At 58.1% G+C, this 19,862-nt stretch carries 16 protein-coding genes; 6 read left to right on the top strand and 10 right to left on the bottom strand.

All coding sequences use genetic code 11. The features are described from left to right. Positions 1-5 precede the first annotated feature (5 nt). Positions 6-839, top strand: a complete 834-nt coding sequence (locus tag SLH49_RS01395; RefSeq protein WP_320267388.1) for a mechanosensitive ion channel family protein — start codon at positions 6-8, stop codon at positions 837-839. Between the two features lie 6 nt (positions 840-845). Here SLH49_RS01395 and SLH49_RS01390 read toward each other — a convergent pair whose 3' ends face one another. Continuing rightward, positions 846-1,337: a peroxiredoxin gene (locus tag SLH49_RS01390; protein ID WP_320267387.1), complete on the bottom strand. Its 492-nt coding sequence runs from the start codon at positions 1,335-1,337 to the stop codon at positions 846-848. Positions 1,338-1,429: 92 nt separating this feature from the next. On the opposite strand from SLH49_RS01390, the gene SLH49_RS01385 reads away from it, so the two are divergent. From SLH49_RS01385 to SLH49_RS01375, 3 genes are read left to right on the top strand one after another with little or no spacing between them, the layout of a single operon-like run. Next, positions 1,430-2,644: an NAD(P)/FAD-dependent oxidoreductase gene (locus SLH49_RS01385; protein WP_320267386.1), complete on the top strand. Its 1,215-nt coding sequence runs from the start codon at positions 1,430-1,432 to the stop codon at positions 2,642-2,644. Next, positions 2,641-3,198 (top strand): 16S rRNA (guanine(966)-N(2))-methyltransferase RsmD, encoded by a 558-nt coding sequence (gene rsmD, locus SLH49_RS01380; RefSeq protein ID WP_320267385.1) that lies wholly within the window; start codon positions 2,641-2,643, stop codon positions 3,196-3,198. Before SLH49_RS01385 ends, rsmD begins: the two co-directional genes overlap by 4 nt. Continuing rightward, complete coding sequence (locus SLH49_RS01375; protein WP_320267384.1) at positions 3,188-3,784, top strand: HAD family phosphatase; 597 nt, start codon at positions 3,188-3,190, stop codon at positions 3,782-3,784. The genes rsmD and SLH49_RS01375 overlap by 11 nt, the downstream gene beginning before the upstream one ends. Positions 3,785-4,096: 312 nt before the next feature. Here the strand turns inward: SLH49_RS01375 and SLH49_RS01370 are convergent, their stop codons facing one another. The 6 genes from SLH49_RS01370 to SLH49_RS01345 all read right to left on the bottom strand — a co-directional run bounded on the left by SLH49_RS01370 (position 4,097) and on the right by SLH49_RS01345 (position 14,841). After that, positions 4,097-4,954, bottom strand: coding sequence for a 4-(cytidine 5'-diphospho)-2-C-methyl-D-erythritol kinase (locus tag SLH49_RS01370; RefSeq protein ID WP_320267383.1), 858 nt, complete (start codon positions 4,952-4,954; stop codon positions 4,097-4,099). Continuing rightward, entirely contained in the window at positions 4,941-6,599 is a 1,659-nt protein-coding gene (locus SLH49_RS01365) for a tetratricopeptide repeat protein (RefSeq protein WP_320267382.1), read from the bottom strand. The genes SLH49_RS01370 and SLH49_RS01365 overlap by 14 nt, the downstream gene beginning before the upstream one ends. A gap of 382 nt (positions 6,600-6,981) precedes the next feature. Further along, the gene (locus SLH49_RS01360; RefSeq protein ID WP_320267381.1) at positions 6,982-7,845 is read right to left on the bottom strand and encodes an aminoglycoside phosphotransferase family protein; all 864 of its coding nucleotides are present in this window, start codon (positions 7,843-7,845) and stop codon (positions 6,982-6,984) included. 177 nt (positions 7,846-8,022) lie between these two features. Continuing rightward, positions 8,023-9,963, bottom strand: coding sequence for a caspase family protein (locus SLH49_RS01355; RefSeq protein ID WP_320267380.1), 1,941 nt, complete (start codon positions 9,961-9,963; stop codon positions 8,023-8,025). Between the two features lie 11 nt (positions 9,964-9,974). Then, positions 9,975-13,214, bottom strand: a complete 3,240-nt coding sequence (locus tag SLH49_RS01350; RefSeq protein ID WP_320267379.1) for a filamentous hemagglutinin N-terminal domain-containing protein — start codon at positions 13,212-13,214, stop codon at positions 9,975-9,977. Then, positions 13,165-14,841 (bottom strand): ShlB/FhaC/HecB family hemolysin secretion/activation protein, encoded by a 1,677-nt coding sequence (locus SLH49_RS01345; protein ID WP_320267378.1) that lies wholly within the window; start codon positions 14,839-14,841, stop codon positions 13,165-13,167. Before SLH49_RS01345 ends, SLH49_RS01350 begins: the two co-directional genes overlap by 50 nt. A 238-nt stretch (positions 14,842-15,079) precedes the next feature. Here SLH49_RS01345 and SLH49_RS01340 point away from each other — a divergent pair, with 238 nt between their 5' ends. Together SLH49_RS01340 and SLH49_RS01335 are read left to right on the top strand one after the other, a co-directional pair. After that, positions 15,080-15,502 carry a DUF6484 domain-containing protein gene (locus SLH49_RS01340; protein ID WP_320267377.1) on the top strand — a complete coding sequence of 141 codons (423 nt, stop codon included), beginning with the start codon at positions 15,080-15,082 and terminating at the stop codon, positions 15,500-15,502. Then, positions 15,503-15,853: a hypothetical protein gene (locus tag SLH49_RS01335; RefSeq protein ID WP_320267376.1), complete on the top strand. Its 351-nt coding sequence runs from the start codon at positions 15,503-15,505 to the stop codon at positions 15,851-15,853. It abuts the gene before it with no gap. A gap of 138 nt (positions 15,854-15,991) precedes the next feature. Here the strand turns inward: SLH49_RS01335 and SLH49_RS01330 are convergent, their stop codons facing one another. The 3 genes from SLH49_RS01330 to SLH49_RS01320 all read right to left on the bottom strand — a co-directional run bounded on the left by SLH49_RS01330 (position 15,992) and on the right by SLH49_RS01320 (position 19,849). After that, positions 15,992-16,270, bottom strand: a complete 279-nt coding sequence (locus SLH49_RS01330) for a hypothetical protein (protein WP_320267375.1) — start codon at positions 16,268-16,270, stop codon at positions 15,992-15,994. Between the two features lie 1,441 nt (positions 16,271-17,711). Further along, on the bottom strand, positions 17,712-18,752 hold the full coding sequence (locus SLH49_RS01325; protein WP_320267374.1) for a 3-oxoacyl-ACP synthase: 1,041 nt from the start codon (positions 18,750-18,752) through the stop codon (positions 17,712-17,714). Continuing rightward, positions 18,749-19,849, bottom strand: a complete 1,101-nt coding sequence (locus SLH49_RS01320) for a DUF2169 domain-containing protein (RefSeq protein ID WP_320267373.1) — start codon at positions 19,847-19,849, stop codon at positions 18,749-18,751. The genes SLH49_RS01325 and SLH49_RS01320 overlap by 4 nt, the downstream gene beginning before the upstream one ends. Positions 19,850-19,862 lie beyond the last annotated feature (13 nt).

Genomic DNA, 19,862 nt, shown 5'->3' with positions numbered 1-19,862 from the left:
AGTTAATGAATACCGTGATCTGGGACGGGCGCACCGTCGCAGAGATACTGACGATTGAGTTTCTGGCTTCTGCCGTGGGCAGTGTACTGGCGGCGATTGCGATCATCATCCTGGGCTTTGTCATCGGCGGCTGGGTGCGGCGCCGGCTCGTCTCGCTCGGCGGCAAGCATGCGCATCTGGACATCACACTGTTCAACTTCCTGGGCAATGTCGCGCGCTATGTCATCATCGGCTTTGCGTTCCTCTTTGTGCTCAACACGTTCGGGGTGCAAACAACTTCGGTCGTGGCCGTCATTGGTGCGGCTGGTCTCGCGATTGGTCTGGCTCTTCAAGGCACGCTCTCAAACGTCGCCGCAGGCGTGATGATCGTGTTTTTCCGCCCCATCAAGATCGGCGATTTTGTCGAGGTCAGCGGCCAGATGGGCACGGTGAAGCAGATCACGCTGAACTTTATCGAGCTTGCCTCGGTCAGCAATGTGCAGATCATCATCCCCAACGCGCAGGTCTGGGGCAACACGATCGTCAACTATTCAAGCTATGATACCCGCCGGGCCGAATGGACCTTTGGTGTCGGATACGGGGCCAATCTGAAGCTGGCCGAAGACACGATCCGCGCCACGATCCTTGCCGATCCACGCGCCAAGACAGAGCCTGCGCCGTTCATTCAAGTGAACAATTTGGGCGACAGCTCTGTCGATTTCCTCGTCCGGGTCTGGTGTGACAGCGCCGATTTCTTCGGTTTTCAGACCGACATGAAGCGGCAGGTCAAAGAGGCGCTGGATGACGCGGGCATCGAGATACCCTTCCCGACGCGCACTGTTATTCAGGTGCAGGAGTAAGCCCGCTTACTCCATCGCCTCGAGCAGTGTTTCACCTGCAGAAATCTCGCATTCGCCGGGATTGGTCTCGGCGTTCAGGATCTTCACAACGCCGTTTTCGACCAGCATCGAATAGCGTTTGGAGCGGTTCACGAAACCGACCGGTGGTGCGCTGAAATTCATGCCAATCGCCGTGGTGAACTGGCTTTCCGCATCGGCAAGCATGGTGATGCCCGTCTCAATCGCGCGGGTGCTGTCGCCCCAAGCCTTCATCACGAACGGGTCGTTCACGGCAACGCAGATAATCTCATCCACGCCCTTTTCTTTGAAATCGTCAAACGTGATCATGAAGCTTGGCACATGGGCAGTCGAACATGTCCCTGTATATGCGCCCGGCAATCCAAAGATCACCACCTTGCGGTCTTTCAGCTTGTCAGCAAGCGCGACTTGTTGCGGTCCGTCTTCCGCCATCTGCAGCAGTGTTGCATCTGGCAGAGTGTCACCGGTCTTAATTGTCATGAACATAGCCCCTGTTCGGAATTGTATCCTTTGAGCCTTCCCATATAGAGTGCCGCAAAACAAGAGGCCTCGCAAAGCAAAGGGATGTCCCCATGACCCATGTTGTTGTCATTGGCGCCGGACAGGCGGGCGCATCACTTGTGGCCAAGCTGCGGGCTGACGGGTTTGAAGGGGCCGTCACCTTGATCGGGGCAGAGCCCGTGCCGCCCTACCAGCGACCGCCGCTGTCGAAGGCTTATTTGCTTGGGGAAATGGCCGAAGAGCGCCTTTATCTGCGGCCAACCGCCTTTTACGCCGACAACGACATTTCCTTGCGGCTGGACACGCGAGTTACGGGCATTGATGCAAAGGCGAAGGCGGTTCTTCTCGATACCGATGAGCGGTTGATCTACGATGAGCTGGTGCTGACTGTCGGCGCCAATCCGCGCATGTTGCCCGACGCGATTGGTGGCGGCCTGAAGGGCGTGTTCGCGGTCCGCGATCTGGCAGACGCGGATGCGATGGCACCGGCCTTTGCGCCGGGCAAACGCGTGCTGATCATCGGGGGTGGCTATATCGGGCTGGAGGCCGCGGCCGTCGCCGCCAAGCGCGGTTTGCAGGTCACTTTGGTTGAGATGGCCGACCGCATTTTGCAACGTGTCGCGGCGCCTGAAACCTCGGACTATTTCCGCGCCCTGCATGAGCGGCATGGCGTTACCATATGCGAGGGCGTTGGTCTTGAGAGTCTGTTGGGCGAAGAACACGTGACGGGTGCGAAGCTGACTGACAGGACGGAGATCGCCATCGACTTTGCCGTTGTCGGAGTTGGTATCACGCCCGCAATGGCACTTGCAGAAAGCGCCGGGCTGACGGTGGACAACGGGATCGTGACGGACACGCAGGGCCGCACCTCTGATCCGCATATCTGGGCGGCAGGCGATTGCGCGACCTGCCAGTTTGACGGCCAGACGATCCGCCTCGAAAGCGTCGGCAACGCAATTGATCAGGCCGAGGCCGTCGCTGCCAATATTATGGGTGCTGACAAACCTTACATGCCCAAGCCCTGGTTCTGGTCCGATCAGTATGATTGCAAGTTGCAGATTGCGGGACTGAACCTTGGTTACACAGATGTCTACGTCCGCAAAGGGGCCGAACCTGACGTGCAATCGCATTGGTACTACCGCGACAACACTTTGCTGGCTGTCGATGCGATGAACGACCCGCGCAACTACATGATTGGCAAACGTCTGATTGAGGCCGGGCGTAGCCCTGATCCCGCAGCGATCACCGATCCAGCCACAGACATGAAAGCCCTGCTGAAACCTTGAGGATCATTGGTGGCACCCATCGTGGCACCGCCTTGGCCTCGGTCGGCAAGGGTGACGCGGGCGCGCATCTGCGCCCCACCTCCGACCGGGTGCGCGAAAGCCTGTTCAACATCCTCCAAGGCGGGCGGTTTGATGACCCGATCAGCGGTGTGCATGTGCTGGATCTGTTTGCAGGGACAGGCGCGTTGGGGCTGGAAGCACTCTCGCGCGGGGCGGCGCATGTGACCTTTGTTGATAACGGGCGGGTGGCGCAAAAGCTCATCCGCGAGAATATTAGGAAGCTGCGTTGTGAGGCTGAGACGACGTTGCTCCAGACCGATATAAGCCGCCTGCCGCAAGGCGCACCGTGTCAGTTGATCTTTCTCGATCCACCTTATGGCAAGAATCTGGGTCCCGCGGCCCTTCGGGCGGCCAAGACGCTCGGATGGATCGGATCGGAGGCGCTTGTCGTCTGGGAGGAAAACAGCGCCCAACCGGCCCCAGAAGGTTTCGCCAGCCTTGATCAACGCCGCTACGGCGACACCTGGATCAGCTTCCTGCACCATGAACCCTAGGCTCGTCATCTTCGACTGCGACGGCGTGTTGGTGGATACGGAGATGGCCACCAACACAATCATTGCTGAAAACCTGCAAAGCCATGGGCTCTCCATCACACCAGATCAGGCGCACACGCTTTTCGCCGGCGGGACTATGGAGTCAGCCGGGCACGAGGCCAGGCGCAGGGGCGCAACCCTACCTGATGATTGGTTGAGCGAGATTTACGATCAGGTTTTCAACCGATTGCGGCAAGGGGTGGACGTGATTGACGGCGTCTGGGATCTCCTGAACCTGCTTAAGGACCGTCAGATTGCCGTCGCATCCAACGGGCCGATGGAGAAGATGGCGATAACGCTCAAGCCCTCTGGCCTTTGGGCTCATTTTGCGGGGCGCATATATTCCGGCCACGATCACGGGCCAAAGCCTGCGCCCGACATGCTCTTGCGGATCATGCGGGACGCGGGCGTGACGGCGGCTGAGACGGTTATGATCGACGATATGCGTTCCGGCTGTCTTGCAGCACAGGCGGCGGGATCCGCTGTTTTGGATATGTGGCGACGGGTGATCCGACCCGCATCAACGGAACAGGCGCGATACTTGTAACGTCCCTGTCGGCAATCGCCAGCGCATTGGATTTGCGCTGAGACACGTGGCCCGTTACGCTTTCTGGCATGAGTGATGCGGCTTACTTCACTAAAGTTCCGCGCGTGGCGCAGGTGCCCGCAGCAGATATCCCGCTGCCCGCGCCGGTGCCTTTCAGCGCACCTGTATTTATCGGGGACTGTGTCACACCTCTGGCAGGCGAAACGGTCCTCAGCCTTTTGTGGAAACGGTTGGATCAAACAATTCCTGCGACAGGAATTGATGACAAATAATCATCGATTATTTGTAACCAGACTTTTAGTAAAAGTCTGGTTACAGGACGGCCGCCGGGGCCACCCACCAGTTCATCTGTGACACCTGCACAATACGCGCCACGTGCCGGGCGGCGGCCATGTCTTTGACCAAGCCAAAACAGGTGGCACCCGACCCTGACATTCCGGCAACGCTCACCGCGGGCAGGGATTTCAATTTGGCAATCGCCTCGCTCACCTCAGGCGCGATCTTTTCGGCGGGCGCCTGCAGGTCGTTGCGCTGTCGGGCAAGCCATCGGGCAAACCCGTCAAAGTCGAGCCCCTCTGGCAGTGGTTCCATCGGGCCACCGTCTTTTTTGGCAAGTGCCTTGAAAACGGTCGCTGTGGGCACGTCAATCGGCGGGCGAACCAGAACCAGCGCGCATTCAGGCACCTGCGGGACAGCCGTCAGCACGTCGCCAATTCCCGACATCCGCGTGGGTGTCGGTGCGCGCAGGCAAACGGGCAAATCCGCGCCCAGCGCCAGCACCTCTGGTGCGGTGGCAGGCAATGGCGGCACGCCCCAAAGCCCGGCGAGCATGGCCAGCGTTACAGCGGCATCAGATGATCCGCTGCCGATGCCTGCCGCATGGGGCAGATGCTTTTCAAGCGTGAGCGTAGCCCCCTGTTTCACACCCCGCACCGACCGTAACACCTCCGCCGCGCGCATCATCAGATTGGTGTGGTCAGTTGGAATCCCGCCCGAAAACGGACCGGAAACCGAGATGCGCAAATCAGGGGCAATGGTGGCGCTGAGCCGGTCCGCCACATCTGTAAAGACGACCAGACTATCGAGCAAGTGATAGCCATCGTCGCGTTGCCCTGTCACATGCAGGGTCAGGTTCACTTTCGCAGGGGCAATGGCCTTAATCGTTGCCACGGGCCACGCGGATCGGGTCTTCGCCCTCGTCCTTCAGCACCATATCCAGACCACGGGAAAGCTTGTCACGGATCCGCAGTGCGTCATCCGCTTCAGGATCAAAGGACAGGGCCCGCTGCCATTGGAACCGTGCCTCGGTCATCCGTCCAACGACCCAGAACACGTCACCCAAATGATCGTTGACTACGGGGTCAGTTGGCAGAAGCGATGAGGCGCGTTCAAGATGCACAAGCGCCTCGTCATAGCGGCCAAGTTGGAAATAGACCCAGCCCAGACTGTCGATAATCGCCCCATTATCAGGGCGCGCCGCGGCCGCGGTCTCAATCATCTCCAGCGCTTCATCTAGCTTCTCGCCCCGCTCTACCAGCGAATAGCCCAGATAGTTCAGCACCTGCGGATGATCGGGGTTGAGCTCCAACGCCGCACGAAAATCAGCCTCTGCCGCGGGCCAGAGATTAAGTGCGTGATTGGTGATGCCGCGCGTGTAATGAACAAACCATCGTGCCGCGCTTTCATCATCATAGAGGTCAAGCGCCTTGGTATATGCGTCATTGGCCTGATTGTAGCGCTCCGTCTGGCGGAAGGTGTCGCCTTTCGTGGCCCAGACCTGTGGCAATTCGGGATGGGTACGCGTCAGCGCCTCCAATACCTCAATCGCGGCATCGTCGCGTCCTGCACTGCGGAGCGCTTCGGCCCGGCCCAGTTCGGCGGCATGGAATGACGGATCATCGGTGGCAACGCTAGAGAAAGCAGAATTGGCAAGGTCGTATTGGCCCATATCTTCAAGCAATCCGGCGGTCATGAGGATCGCAGGCGTGTTCGAGGGATCAAGATACATCGCCGCACGTGCATACATCAGCGTGAAGCTTGCAGGCGCCTCATCCTCAACCAATCCGGCGATCATGTGATAAAGATCGGCCATCCCGGCTTCGGGGCTCGGGACGGCACTGTAAGCCACCGCGTCACCAGCCTCCAGCGCGTCGCGGATCAGCGCGACGGCAGGGTCCATCTGCCGCCCAAAGATTGCCTGGAGGATCGCGAGCGCGTCACTATTGCGGTCCAATTGGCTCAGGATTTGCGCATGGGCGATTGCGCTGGTCCGGCTATAGCGCAGACCGCCCGAGACCGGGCGTTCAAACAAGGCAGCCGCCCCTTCGAAATCACCGACAGAGGCCAACGCGTAAGCCTTGTGCGTCATGCCATAGACTTCCATGCCACGAGTTTCGATCACCTGATCAAAGCTGGCCAGGGCACGGCTCATGTCGCCTTCGCCCAGATGAGCCCAACCTTGTGCAAGGCCATCGACCAGCGGGCCTACTGTGCGCCCCTGCTCTAGCGCACTGAAAATGTCTGACCAGTCGCCGGTCTTCGCATTCTCGACACTCAGGACCAGATGCGCGATCTGACTGCTAATGCCCTGATCGACCATCACTTGCGCGACGGGGACCGCGCGGCTGAACTGGCCCAACGCGATGAAAGAGTTCATTGCGTTTTCCAGCATGTAGCTATTCGACGGGTCCTGCAAAAGCGCCTTGGTGTAATAGCGCGCGCTGCTGGCGAAATCGCTATGCGCACCGGCCTGACGCGCCGCCAGATAAGCGCCGGCATCGACATCCGCCATCACAGAGGTTGCAGGGGTAATCATGCACAGGCACGCGACAGCGGACAGGGTACGTTTCAACACGAGTCAGGAATACCTTTTCAAGATTTTCATGCAGCCTAGAGTGGCCGACGCTCGCATGTAAATATGACAATGTCGGGGCGGCAAAATGTTGCAGATAAGAGGATGTGGAAAGCGGCAAAATGACCCTGCGTCGAGACACAAGAAGACAGGCCCGAAAGCCCGCCCACTCGCCCTGCCAAGACTGCTCGCGCGCGCTTATTTTTATGGCGCTTTGCGTTACCTGCGACACTAAGCGAAGTCACGATTCGCAGTCAATAGACTGATTCGCGAATCGGCGAACTTCATGGGTTGCAGAACACGAACCCTCACTCGCCAGTAATGGGGAACGCTAGCGCGAGAGAGACTAGACCTCTGAAAGGTCAAGAAGCCTTGTCAGATATGGCATAAGTTCTCTTTGTTCGGGGCGCTTCTGTCCACCGACGAACACTTTATGCGCCAGCATCACGGCGGCCCATTGTGTCAACCGCAAAGGGGACGTGCCGACCGCCTGGGCCAGAACCGGTCCGCGCGTGGCGACGCGGGTCTCAAAATCGGACAACGACGTATTACCATAAGGCGTAATAAGTGACTTGGCGACCTCAAAGGCGGGATCGGCCCGCAGACCCTTTGGATCAAAAAGCCGCGGCCCTTCCGGCGTGAGCATGATGTTGCCAAAACCCAGATCACCATGAAGCACACGCTCATTTGGCGAGGTGTTCATCAGCTGCAATAGCAAAGCCATGGCGCGGCCAAGTTCCGATTGCCGCGACATGTCACTAGCAGGAGAAAGACAAGACTTGAAGTCCCGTTGCAGACCCGGCGCCAACCTTCGATAAATGAAAGGCAGCCGAAAGTTAGTGGCGGTCACGGCATTGGCTACCTGTGCGGTCAGCGCGATTGCTTTTGCATCCTCTCCCCGCACGACAAGCTTATCGAGGGTATCGCCTTCTAACCATTCCATCAGCACGGCTGAACGCCAAGCGCTCTTGCGGTAGATCCGCGCGCCAATCCCCGGTGCAAGGTTTTGCAGAAAATGAATGCCCGCCCCTTCGCCCGCGGCACCGAGCCGCTTGTAGATTTTCAGCGCAGCGACACCGTTCGGACGATCAACTTTGAAAACGTAGGCGCGGCGGGTCTCGGCTATCCGGTCGCAAAGTTGCAACCGCCAGCTTTTGGCGATCTTGTCGGCTGCCGGCCCGATCGTTTCTTCGTTGAGTTTTTTGCGCATTTCGTCTCATCCCGCGACGCAAGCGCGTAATCTGCGATATTTGACGCGAAATGGCAAATGCTCATTGTCACATCATTGTTACAAAGCGCGCGTTTCTTCTATTGGTGTAAGTGCAGGGCCCCGATGATTGCCCATGGTTAAAGTGTCCGGGTGTGAGAGCGGTTTGTTTAGCGCCCCTTACTGAAACAGCAGATCGGCGCGGAAGCCGCCCGTTCGCCAGCCGACCAAAGCGAGTTCCATTTCAGGGTTGAACAGGCCGTCAATCGGCCCGCCATACTGGTTCGCCGCCGTCAGGATTGTCTGGACCGAACGGAGCGTCTCGGCGCTCCAGTCACCAGCTTCGCCTTCGTCGAAGAATGCCGTCACCAATCCACTATCGCCTTCCGCGATGCCCATGAGCAGCAATTGCGACGCACGGGTCGCGGCCTTTGGCATGATCTCGCCATCGTCAAGAATCGTTGCGGCCAGATAATATCCCCGTGCATGCCCCGCGACGCCTGCACGTTCAAAAAACCCCAAAGCGGCGGCGGGCGTATCGCCCAGGTTTTCCAAAGAGAATGCGCCAAGGTTGAAGAGCGCCAGCCTGTGCCCCTGAGCGGCCGCTTGTTGCATCAGTTCAACCGCCATCTGCCTGTCTTGTGCAATATTCTGTCCGGCGTAGAATTCCAGCGCCAGATTGACCTGTGCATCGGGCAGACCGCCATCGGCGGATTGCTTGTAAAAGGAAACGGCCCGTTCGAAATCACGGTCAACGCCTGTGCCCGTCTCGTACAAAACACCCAAGCTGAACAGCGCGCGTAAATCGCCCATTGCCGCAGCGGCTTCATATTGTTCAAGCGCAAGCGCGTAGTCGCCACGCGCAAGATAGGCACGCGCCAGAAGAGTGCGGTAATGCGGCAGACGCGGCGATTGCGCAATCGCATCGCGGCACGTGTTGATCGCGAGCGACGCATCATGCGCCAACGCAGCGAGGCTGACACCAGCCGTATTTGCCGTCGCATCACCGGGATGCGTGGCCAACCGCTCACAAATGCGGCCCGGACTTACATCTTCGGCCCGGGGCAAAGAATCCAGCAAGAGCTGCGCCTCTTCTGCGTGAGGCCCATCGGGATATTGCGCCAGATAAACCTCAACAAGTTGCCGCATCCGGGTCCGCCGCGCCAGCGCCCAGAGATCAGCGGCTTGCGCCGCAGCTCTTTCAGGTGACGTGATCACTGATTGGCGTGTCACAGGGCTTAGCAGGATCGCCTGAACCGAACCGGTATGTTTGCCTTCCGGGTAACGCTGCAGATAGATGTTCAGAAGCTGCGGATCGCGTCCGCTTGCGGCAACCTGCCAAAGCAAGGTTTCCTCGGACACCGTCTGCGGGCTTTGATCAAACAGGAACTGGCGCGTCAATGACGAGCTATCCCACGGGATCTGCCGACCGCCGGTCGCCGCGAGCACATCGCGCCGCACATTGATCATCATGTCAGAGATGTTCTGACCGGGCGTGAAAATATGGCTCAGCACGGCCTCGGTGAAAAAGCTGTTTCGCCCCACCCCGTCGTAGGCTACGTTATCTGGCTGTGTGGCAAAAACAATCATCAGATCCGCATCGCTGCCCAAACGTGCCAACCCGTCATCACCATCCGGAAGGTCGCTCAGATTGCCCCCAAAAGGATTGTCGCGGCATGCATCCAGCATGATGATCTTGAGCCCTGGCGCCCCTTCCAAGGCGTCAAGCACCGTTTGCATCGATATCGTCTGCGAAGGCACATCCGCCGTGCTCGCGATCGTGCCGTCGACTGGCAGTAGGTAATTGGCACCTGACACCTGGAAGCCATGCCCTGCATAGAACACCAGAGCTACATCGGCGCTTTTCGCCTGCTCTCCGAAGGCTGCGATAAGGGCGGCCATGTCGTCGTGGTTCAGATCAAGGCCCGTCATCACATCAAAGCCGAGGTTTTCGAGCGCCAATGTCATGTCTGTGGCGTCGTTCACCGGGTTCGGCAAAGCGGCCGCAACACTGTAGTCACCATTGCCAATAACAAGCGCCACCCGTTCTTCCGCCAAAGCGGCACCCGCACAGATCAGCACCATCAAAACTGCAAGGCATTTTTTCAAAGCACTGTTCATGCGTCTGTCCGTCAGAGATCTGTCGCGCGTGCCAATTCCACACCAACCGTTTCAACCGCTGTCGCCACAACCGAAATTGTTGCCTGCTGCACGGCGGCAAGATCGGGGTCTTGCGCGCGGACCAGTGCCACGCGCTGACGCAGACGGTTGGCCGCAATATCAATGGATGCACGTGCCTCGATCAAGGCCTCATTGCGAATCTGTTCGCGCTCCGCCTCGGTTGTGGCGGTGGCCAGACGGGCCTGAGCGCGGCGCCGCGCTGCGTCCACACCATCGCGGGCATCTTCGATGATCCGCGCGACGTCGCCTAGTTCAGGCGGCAGTTGCAACAGGATTGTATCAAGCTCTGTCCCGAACGCATCAAGCGCATCCGTCAAACATGCCAGCACCGTCTCAACATCTTCACCACCCGCACAAGCCGCAGCAACGGTGACAAGACCATTCGCCGCCACTTGCGCCTGCGCCTGACCTTCCAGAGCATCAGCGACGGCGCCGCCCGTTGCAGCGCCTTCGCCACCGGATGAAACGGCAGTCGTAGGGCTCAGATTCAGTTCGCCGAGCGTATCGGGCGGGTTGGGTAACGTAATGATGGAAACTGCCACAGGATCAGGAATTGGCACGGGGTCCACAACTGGCATCGGTTCTGGTGTGGGATCAGGAATAACCGGGTCAACGACAACACCGTTGATTTCAACCACCGCAGCACTGTTGTTCGTAACCGAAATCAGCCCAGTGCCGTCAGAACCTATTATGGCCCCGCCATCAGTGCGTCCTGCTAGGTCACCTACCTCAATTGTACTGCTGCCATCTGTAGGTTGGGGGCCCGGAAAAATGACGTCAATATCGCCACTTGCAGATGAATCTAGAATAGTACCGTTCCCAGAATTGCGGCCGGCAATACCGCCCACAACGAGGTTAATATTGCTACCAACGGTTGGCTGTGCCACGACATCGCCAAGGCTCTGACTGTTCGAGATCGTACCTGAGTTTGTCGACACGAGCCCTCCAATTGACAAAAAACCGGAATAATTGCCAAAGCCCTCATCCAAAAACACATCCGCATTCGAAACGCTGCCATCAATTGTCCCGCTATTGGTATCGACGAGTCCTCCCGCAAACGCACCACCGACAACGCGTCCACTGACCTCTACATTCTCAATCAGTCCAGAATTGCTTGCGACGAGACCTGCCGCTCTGCCGCCATTGAAATCAACATTCGTCAACGAGAGATTTCGGATAGCGCCTCCATTTTCTGCAAATAGCGCCGCAGTCCCAAATCCTCCGACTGTGTTCTCGACAAATAGCCCGTTGATGGCGTTCATATCACCATCAAAAGTTCCCGAGAATGGTATGTCGGAATTGCCAATGGGAACAAAACCACGCGTTACACCGGTATCGGCACGGCTCCATCCCCGCGTGATGATTGCATCAATATCCGCCCCGAGCATGTAGTTGCTCGACAGCATTCGCGCTGAAGAGCCGACCCCCTGCAAGCCATAGACATCAACAATGATGAATGGTTCCGCATCGGATCCGATACCACCAGTGGCGCGCAGGAACTCGCCACCTTGAACATTGAAATTATTGGCGGAAAACGGGGCGAGGGGACCAACCTGCGTCCAGTTTCCACTTTGCAGCACAAATTCGTTTACATTCACCGCGCCGTCCGCGACGACATCGCTGGATGCGCTTACGATCAGCGCACCATTGATGCCGTTCAGGGCGCCACTGAGGAAAATGTCATTGTCGGCGACCAGCGTCAGACTGTTTTCGGTCGTCCAATCAATGTCGCGTGTGATCGTAATGTTACCTTCATCCACGCCGGTCGCGTTGGTGTCCAGAATAACATCGTTGTTGGCCAGATCGGCCTCCAGCGTCTCTTCTTCAGCCGCAGTCGTGATAAAGATGTCCGTTGGGTCAAGCAACAACGTGCCCGTCTCGCCCATAGCAGCTGTCGTTGTCGTCCGCCCGGTATACTCCAGCACTTGCGCACTTGATATCTCGACAAAGCCGCCATCACCGCCAGCATCGCCTCCGCGGGCTGAGTTTCTACCGGCAAATTCAGTGCGCAGGTCCGACCAAACCGCGATGCGGCCCCCATCGCCCGTGCCGAGCGCGTCGGACGAGATCGTTGTGGCCGCATCGACCTCAACAGCTTCGGCGCGTTGCAGATCGCCCGCGCCTGCAAAGTCGCCGCCGATCCTGATGAGGCCGCCGCCATCGGCGCCGCTTGCGTCGATCTCGGCGCCGGAGAGTGCGATATCGACGCCCGTCACCGTGATATCACCGCCGCGCGCTTGCGGACGGATAGATGTCTCAACCGCTGTTACAACTTCAGCCCGGGCGCTCACACGGCCCGTGACCTGCACCTGACCGCCAGCGCCACCGCCCAGAAAGATGGTGCCGCCGCGCTGCTGCACGGACGTCGCCTCGGCCACACCGCTGAGGTTCACGGCCTGGCGCACAGCCTCGCGCGCGGTCGCCGCCTTCATCTCGATAATGCCACCTTCGGCCGCGACCGAACCGGAATGTTCGATCAGCGCCTGACCCTCTTCACTGATTGCATCCGTGGGCACAGCCACCTGCAAGAAGCCGTCGCCGGAGAGATCAAGCGTGATCCGCTCGCCCGACCCAAAGGCCACGCGGCCCATGGGTACGGAAATCGTGCCGGAATTGTCCACATGGCCACCCAGCAACGCGGCATAGCCTCCACGTCCGACAGTGATCGTGCCTGCATTCTCGACCTTTGCAGACTGGCCGTTACCCTCGAAACGCAGCCGCCCGTTCTGAAAGCCGTCATTGGATATATCAAGGGTGGAGGCCACAAAGCCGCCGCCGGTCTGAATATTGCCGTCCGCACCAATGAAAATGCCGTTCGGGTTCACCACAAAAACCGACCCGTTTGCGGTGATCTGCCCGTGGATCTCCGACCCCGTCGACCCGTTCACGCGGTTCAAAGTCGCACTTGAAGTACTGGGTTGGTTGAACTGAACATGCGCGCCCGAGCCGACATTGAAACTGTCCCAATTGATGACAGCGTTGTTCGTCGACTGGTTGATGGTCATCTGATTGGTGGACGGTGAGGTGATCTGCGCCTGACCGGCAACCACGTTCCCCCCGGTCGGCAAATCCTGCGCCATCAGTGCGATCGGTGAGGCGCAGGATGCGAGCACCGCCAGCAGCCTGGCGCTGCGGCGGCCCTTAGAATCTGAGACTTGCTGAAATGCTGAGCCGGTTCTGATTTCCATCATTTTCACTAAACCCTCTCCCAAATTCGATGCGCATATTGTCCGCGCGAAACGGCGTGTCGCCTAAAACAAAGTAGTCAAATCCGATCCCGACGGAGGCAGCACTGTCTTCGCTTTCCTCCACCCCTGTCGGGTTGTTGAGCCGCAATGCACCGGCTGCCGCAAAAATGTACGGTGCGATCACAAATGGCTCGCCACCCAGTTGTCCATTAAAGCCGCGGCTGAATTCTGTGCGCAGAGTGGCGCCGCTGTCACCGCGCAAGGACCCGCTATCAAATGTCGATAGATCACCCGCGCCAACGGCGCTGAATTGCTCGGAGGCGACGACGGTATCGCCAAAGGACGTCTGCGCGCGGGCATTGATTGAGAGTGCATAGTCATTCTCAAAACCACGCTGGAACCGATACGATCCGCTGAGCGTCGTGAAGACTGGCTCGGCTCCATCACGGGACAACGGCAGCTCTGCCGTCCCCTCGCGCGCCTCAAGAATATCAAGCCCGCGAGACACTGTCAGTCCGCCCTCGGAGGTGGCGCGATCACTATGCTGGTAGCTGCCATTCGCCGTGAGGCGCAGGATGTTGATATCATCTTCATAGACCGGGCCAGCATCGGTCTCTTGCTCATCCGTTTGATGATCAAACGCGATTTGCGCATTCAGGTTGATGTTGCGCGAGCGTATCCAGGGATAAATCAAACGGAGTGACTCCCGCCCAAATGATGAGCTGGTTGGTGCAATAGTCTCATCCGTTTCCTCAGGATTTGTGACACTGCGTGTGACTTCCAGATTGGCGGTCAGACCGGACCGTCCTACCGGAAAGATCGCCCCGACGGCGCCCACGCGATAAAGCGGATCGTCTGAAAAACCGCGTTGCGGGGTCGCTGAAACTCTGAGGTATAATGTCTCGCCAAAACCCAGGGCCGAGTTGACCTCGGTGCCGAAGTTCAGCGTGGGCTCGCCCAGGGCCTTATCGGGGAAATTGTCGTAAGAGAAAAAGCTGGTGACGCGCTGATATTGCACGTCCAGCGCCAGAACGGTCCCGCCTTGGGTTTCACCGGTTGCCAGTGCTGTATTCAGCGCCACGCCGGAGACATCGCCCGCCAGAAGAAGTTGCCGTTCAAGCTCGGCCAGTGTTACACCCGGCCTACCGACCAACGGCTCAACAAGGCGCCCTACCCGCGTGCGCACCTCATCCGGCACAGCGACATCGTCAATCGTTTCGACAAACCCGTTCACAACCTCGACACGCAGAACGCCGCCATCGCGCAAGGCCTGTTGTGGGAGAACAACGCGCGTCAGGACCAGGCCCGCATTCACGTAAGCTTCTTCCAGCGCAGCCGTTGCCTCAAAAAGCTCCGAAACCGGGATTTGCCGCCCTGTCAGTCGCTCTTCCAAGGCCGCATTTGCATCGGCCAGTTCCGGCCGCGCGCCGGTGATCTGCACACCCGACAGTGTAATCCCAATACGTTCCGAGCCGGGGGGCGCCTGCGTGCCAGGCTCTCCGCTAAAAACAATGGCACCGGTCAGCGCGCGCAGTTCAGGACGAAAACTACCCGGTGTCACTTCACTAGCCGTCTGCGCGACGGCCTGCGGCCCGTTCAGCAAAACAGCGCCAAGAAAAGCGGCGCTCAATATGACACGACATAGCATGTTAGTCATTGAAAAGTCAGCCGAGTATGAGATTAACAATATGTTAACAGCGTAACGCGAATCCGCGCGACGGATCAAGTCAGACAAACCTTACCCGACGTATTTTACAGATAAAGCAACAACGGCTGAGGCTGACCGCACAACGCGATATCATTTGCGGTGCAACGCCAATTCCCCTAGGCTTTGCCGCATATTGAACCGAAGACATTGCGAGGGCGTCATGCTTCAGAATGATACTGTCGGCGGCGTGATTATCGGGATTTTCATGGGGCTTAAGGAGGGTCAGCCGCTTGTGGTATTCGCAGGCAACCCGTCGCCCGAGGCGATCCCGGCCCGCACTCTTGTCACACTCCCCAGTTCCGCGATTGGCTGCGAGGTAGCGCTCTTGTTCGAGGATGATGCCCGCGACAAGCCACTGATCATCGGCCGCGTTCTGGCGCCCGCACCGCAGACCGATACTCCAAAAGTGATCAGCGATGGAGAAACGGTGACGGTGAAGGCTGATGAACGTATTGAGCTGCGCGTCGGTAAAGCCTCGATCGTCATGGAAAAGGACGGGCATGTCACGATCCGGGGCACGTATCTCGTCAGCCAGGCTTCAGCCAGCAACCGCATCCGTGGTGGATCAATCAACCTGAACTGAATGTCCGTTCCCATCCTTAAAGACATCGTGCGGCAACACGCTGAACAGGCCGCGTTTCTCTGGACAGTCTATGACCGCGCCCTGCTATACCCGGACGAAAACCCCGACATGGACGCCGACCGGCTGGCGCGGGTGGTGGAACGTTTGGAGGCCCACCTCGATGGTTTGAAGATCGCTGGGCCAGATGGCTTGCGGATCGCCGAAGAACAACTGGCCGAACACCGTGACGCAGGGCAGTTGTTCGTAGTGCGGATGCTTCAGCCGGGCGCTGAGGGGATAACGATTGACGGATTGGATCTGGATAGGGTGCGGGAATACATATCGCAGAGCCTATTACGGCATGAAATCTAAGGGCACCCGGTTTACAAGCCTCTCAACGGATGGAGAGACATGCAGTTGAATCCAGTCCGTCCCATCAAACACATCGACCTCGGTACCCACCGGTGCGTACATCACGTCTGTGGCATTCAGTTCAAAGGCATCCTCTGTTTAGAATTGCTCGGCGAGTTCGTCACACTCACGAATAAATATCCCAAATTTATCGTGGCCCCACTGCCCAACGCCCTGAAAAACCCAGATGGCCTGAATGCCTCCGTCCGCTTGACCGACACGAACGGCTTCATCGTCTCGAAAGACAATTCCAGTCCCATCGTTCACCCCAAGAAGCGTTGTCTTTGCCGAATACAGCCTCAAATTCTTTATAGCCACGATGATCGATAGCTCGTAATCACTAACCGTCCCAGCCAACGAACGGAACTCGTGTATCACAGACATGGTCCTTGTCCGATGCAATGAAATGTCCACCAAGCATCTCATTATCCAACGGATTTGATAGTTTTTCAAATTTGCCAGCGGGACATGAAAAGACTGACCCGTCCTTGCCGAATAAGAATAGTTCTTCCGCCTTGCGAAGCCACGTAAGTAAAGATCGATTATCGGCTTATAAATTACTCTTCTGCGATTTATATGTAGTGAGTATAACAACCACTAACAAGAAGCTATTGATCATCGGCACTGGACGCAACATAATTAAGAGTGTCAAAATCGATTGGCTGAATTGTCGTGACGACCGGGGCCTCTTGGGTCAAATCAGTACGCAACAGCGGCGATGCCCGCTGATCCGCTTCGTCACTTTTCATATCGAGATATATGAAACCTCATTAATGAAAGATGACCAAGCGCTCGTTACTTTGCACAAATAGTCGTTCGCCGAAAAAACCTCTAATCGTCTCCATTTGCTTCTTACGTGCTTGCGCAGGCGTGTCATTCTTGGTCACACCGGCCACTTAGGTCAGGTTAATCAGCTCCGGGCATTCGGACACCTATTTCTGTTTTTTGTTTTCTTCTTTGCCTTACTCTTTTTTTGAGTACTCTTCGACCTTGGCATCGGCGGATTTCTTTGCCAGCGCCTCAGCTGTCGGTGCCTTGCGCTTCTGTGCAGACCTTACTCTTGAACCCGACTTGCAGCGTACGTGTTCTGCGTCCCAAAAGTTATCTACCTTCTTGGCTTTGTTGTGGTGTGGCATAACCTTGATCGAAGGTTCTTTCTTCCTTTTTTCATGATTTTGGCCTCCATGCAGATGCAAGGAGCCATTTTCTGATCGTGGTTATAGAAATTCGTACAAGCCTTACTTGACTTACAGGTATGCATCAATGCTGATGCACGCGCGATATGCTTGGATTGCTTGCGTGTTTTTGGGCAATTGCGTAGGCTTTTCCCATCGGGGTGTCCTTCACGCTATTGGTAGACTTTCTCGCAATCGTCATCTGCCTTGGAAAGTTCGGCAATATGCACCCATGGCGATGTATTCCCTACCGGCGATACATCATTGTTCGTTGCCATATCGGTATTCCGGTAGCCGACTCGCCATAGAATTTCACCTCATTTGACCGGGTGTTGAATTGCAATTTCCCGGTATTCTTTGATGTCACAATTCCCTTTTTCGCGGCACTTTCTGCCTCAATCCGGGACGTTTTTTTGTCAGACGACTGTTGTTCTTGATATTGACCGTCTTCCCGCCGATCAGAACTGTTCCGGTCCCCTTGTCCGTGCCGCCAGCCGTGCCGAAGCTGGGATAGGGGATGGGCACGCCACTGGCGTATGGAAGGTTGCCACGGGCGGGGTAACGCTGGTGTCTGGCGTCGCTGCGATGGTTTTGGCATCAATCGCTTTGCCCGAAACCTCCAAACCGTTGGCGAAAACACTCATCTACGAAGCTTCGCGTGTGTGAAAGACCGCGGCACCGCAGGCGCCTGCATCCGATGATGCCTCGATCAGGACCGGGCTGCCGGGTGTGTAGCCTTTTTCTGCGGCGCTCAGCGCCATACCGATCATAACCGGCACGGTTGCGGCGCCGATATTGCCAAGCGACTCGCCTGGGCTCCAAAGGTCCTGGAACTCCTTGCGGCCGCGCTCCAGGCGCAGGCTCGCGAGTGCTGTTTGCTTGAAGAAATACTGTTCGCCAGTCAGATCCGCGATGCGGTATTCGACATCCGACAGGACGACGCCAGCGCTGTCCATCGCGGCTTTATATGCCGCTGTCATGCCGTCGCCGCGCAGGGGCAGGTCGAGTCCGTCTTCGTCCAACCCATTGTAGATATGCGCCTCTTCGCGTGACAGGCCCAATCCGGTCAGGACCAGGCGGCCCACAGGTTCCGCCGTACACAACACTGCTGCCGCCGCTTCGCCCGGGACAAATCCATTGGGGTTGTCTGGTCCCAGCAGCCGGTCTTGGCCCAGATAGTGTGCAATCGCGGGACCGGTCAAATAGCTGTCCACGCCCGCGATCATGACATAGCGCGCCGCCCCTTCGGCAAGCATCTTGCGGGCACGATCCAGGGCAGCGAAACCGGCAGGGCGACCATGGGCCACAAGAACCGTCCGCTCTCTGCTGCGCGCCTCGACAATCTCGGCCACCATTTCGGCAAAGGCGGGGCCATCATGGGGCAGCCTGCCAGGGCGATCCTCCTCGGCCAGACAGAGGATCAACGCGGCATCTTCAGCGGCCTCTGGTGCCGCGCGCAATACCTCGACAATCGCGCCCGCGACCAGATGGGCCAGCCGTTTTGCCCCGATCCAATTGCGCGGCAATGGGACTGGTGCGCCGATTTGCCATTCACCGGACCCCGCAACAAATCGTGTCTCCTGAAACCCATCCAGCCGCCCGCGCATTGCCGCACAGGATGACGCCCGGTCGAGGCCCACCGCTGTGGCCATACCCGCCGCCACGATATCGAGCGTCGCGCTCATACGTCTTCATCCTCGGGCACCGCGACACCTGCCGCGCGGATGTATCCGCGTCCAGCCGCAATCGCGCGCAGCATCGCATCAGTCGGTGGGCCAACCCAGCATTCGGTGAACTCAGTCATATGACGATGGATCCGCACCTCTGCCCGCCAGACCAGCGAGAACACCCGCGCCTCGCAATCAAAGATCAGCGTATCGGCCGTCACGGCTTGATCAAAGCACTTATCCCGCCCCCGGAAAATGGTGAGCGGCAAGGCCGTCTCGGGCAAGCGGAACCGTTCGATGCCATTTGGCGTCATATTCGCAATCGTCACCTCGGTCCCGGTGCGCGGCGCGGCGATCCATTGATCGGGCGGGGTGGATTGATAGTAACGCTCGTCAAAATCCGGCGGAAGGAAGGGAAAGATATTGTCGACCCAATTGTCGTCGTAGGTCCCGCCATATTTGATGCGGTCGGGCCAGGCCCGGCTGACCGGGCCAAGGGCCATAGGCGCGTAGTCTTCGTAGGGAGAGCGGATGTCCTGTCCAACGGCCTGCGTGTTTGGCAGTGCCAGACCATTGATCCGGTCCTGATTGCGTGGCGTTGCAAAGCCGCGCCCGACCGGGTTGGGCATATAGACATCCGGTTGCGGGTTGTCGGGGTTGAGCCGGTCAGGCCCGCCAAAGGCCGTATCATAAGTGAAGGGCGCGCGCGTGAAAGGCACTGCTTGCGTTGGCACAATCGCCACCCCGGCATTGCGCCATTCGCGATAGCCGAGCACGTCAAACTGCTTCAGCCAGTCGCCCACTTTGATCCCGACCCGCACGCGTTCCGCTGGTTTGCCTTGCGGGGCATAGGCGGCACCTTGGGCAATCACCTCTGCATGGGGTTTGCGAAAGGCGAAATCGGTTTCCCACAATGTCGCGGAATGGCCCGGCTCGCCCGTATGCTCATCGGCCATCACCAACGGACGCTGCTCTTTGCTGGGCTGTGGCTCCGTGCCGGGATCGTCGGGGAAATCAAACGTGCCGCGCACGACGAGCGAGAGGTATTCGCGACCCGCCGGGTCCATGCCCATCGTGTGCTGGTAGACAAAGCGCGTTTGATTATAGGTTTGCATAAACCCCCTAGGT

The sequence above is a fragment of the Cognatiyoonia sp. IB215446 genome (assembly GCF_033963825.1).
Classification (GTDB): domain Bacteria; phylum Pseudomonadota; class Alphaproteobacteria; order Rhodobacterales; family Rhodobacteraceae; genus Yoonia.
Note: the sequence above shows the minus strand (reverse complement) of the source record. Positions and strands in the feature narration are given on the sequence as shown.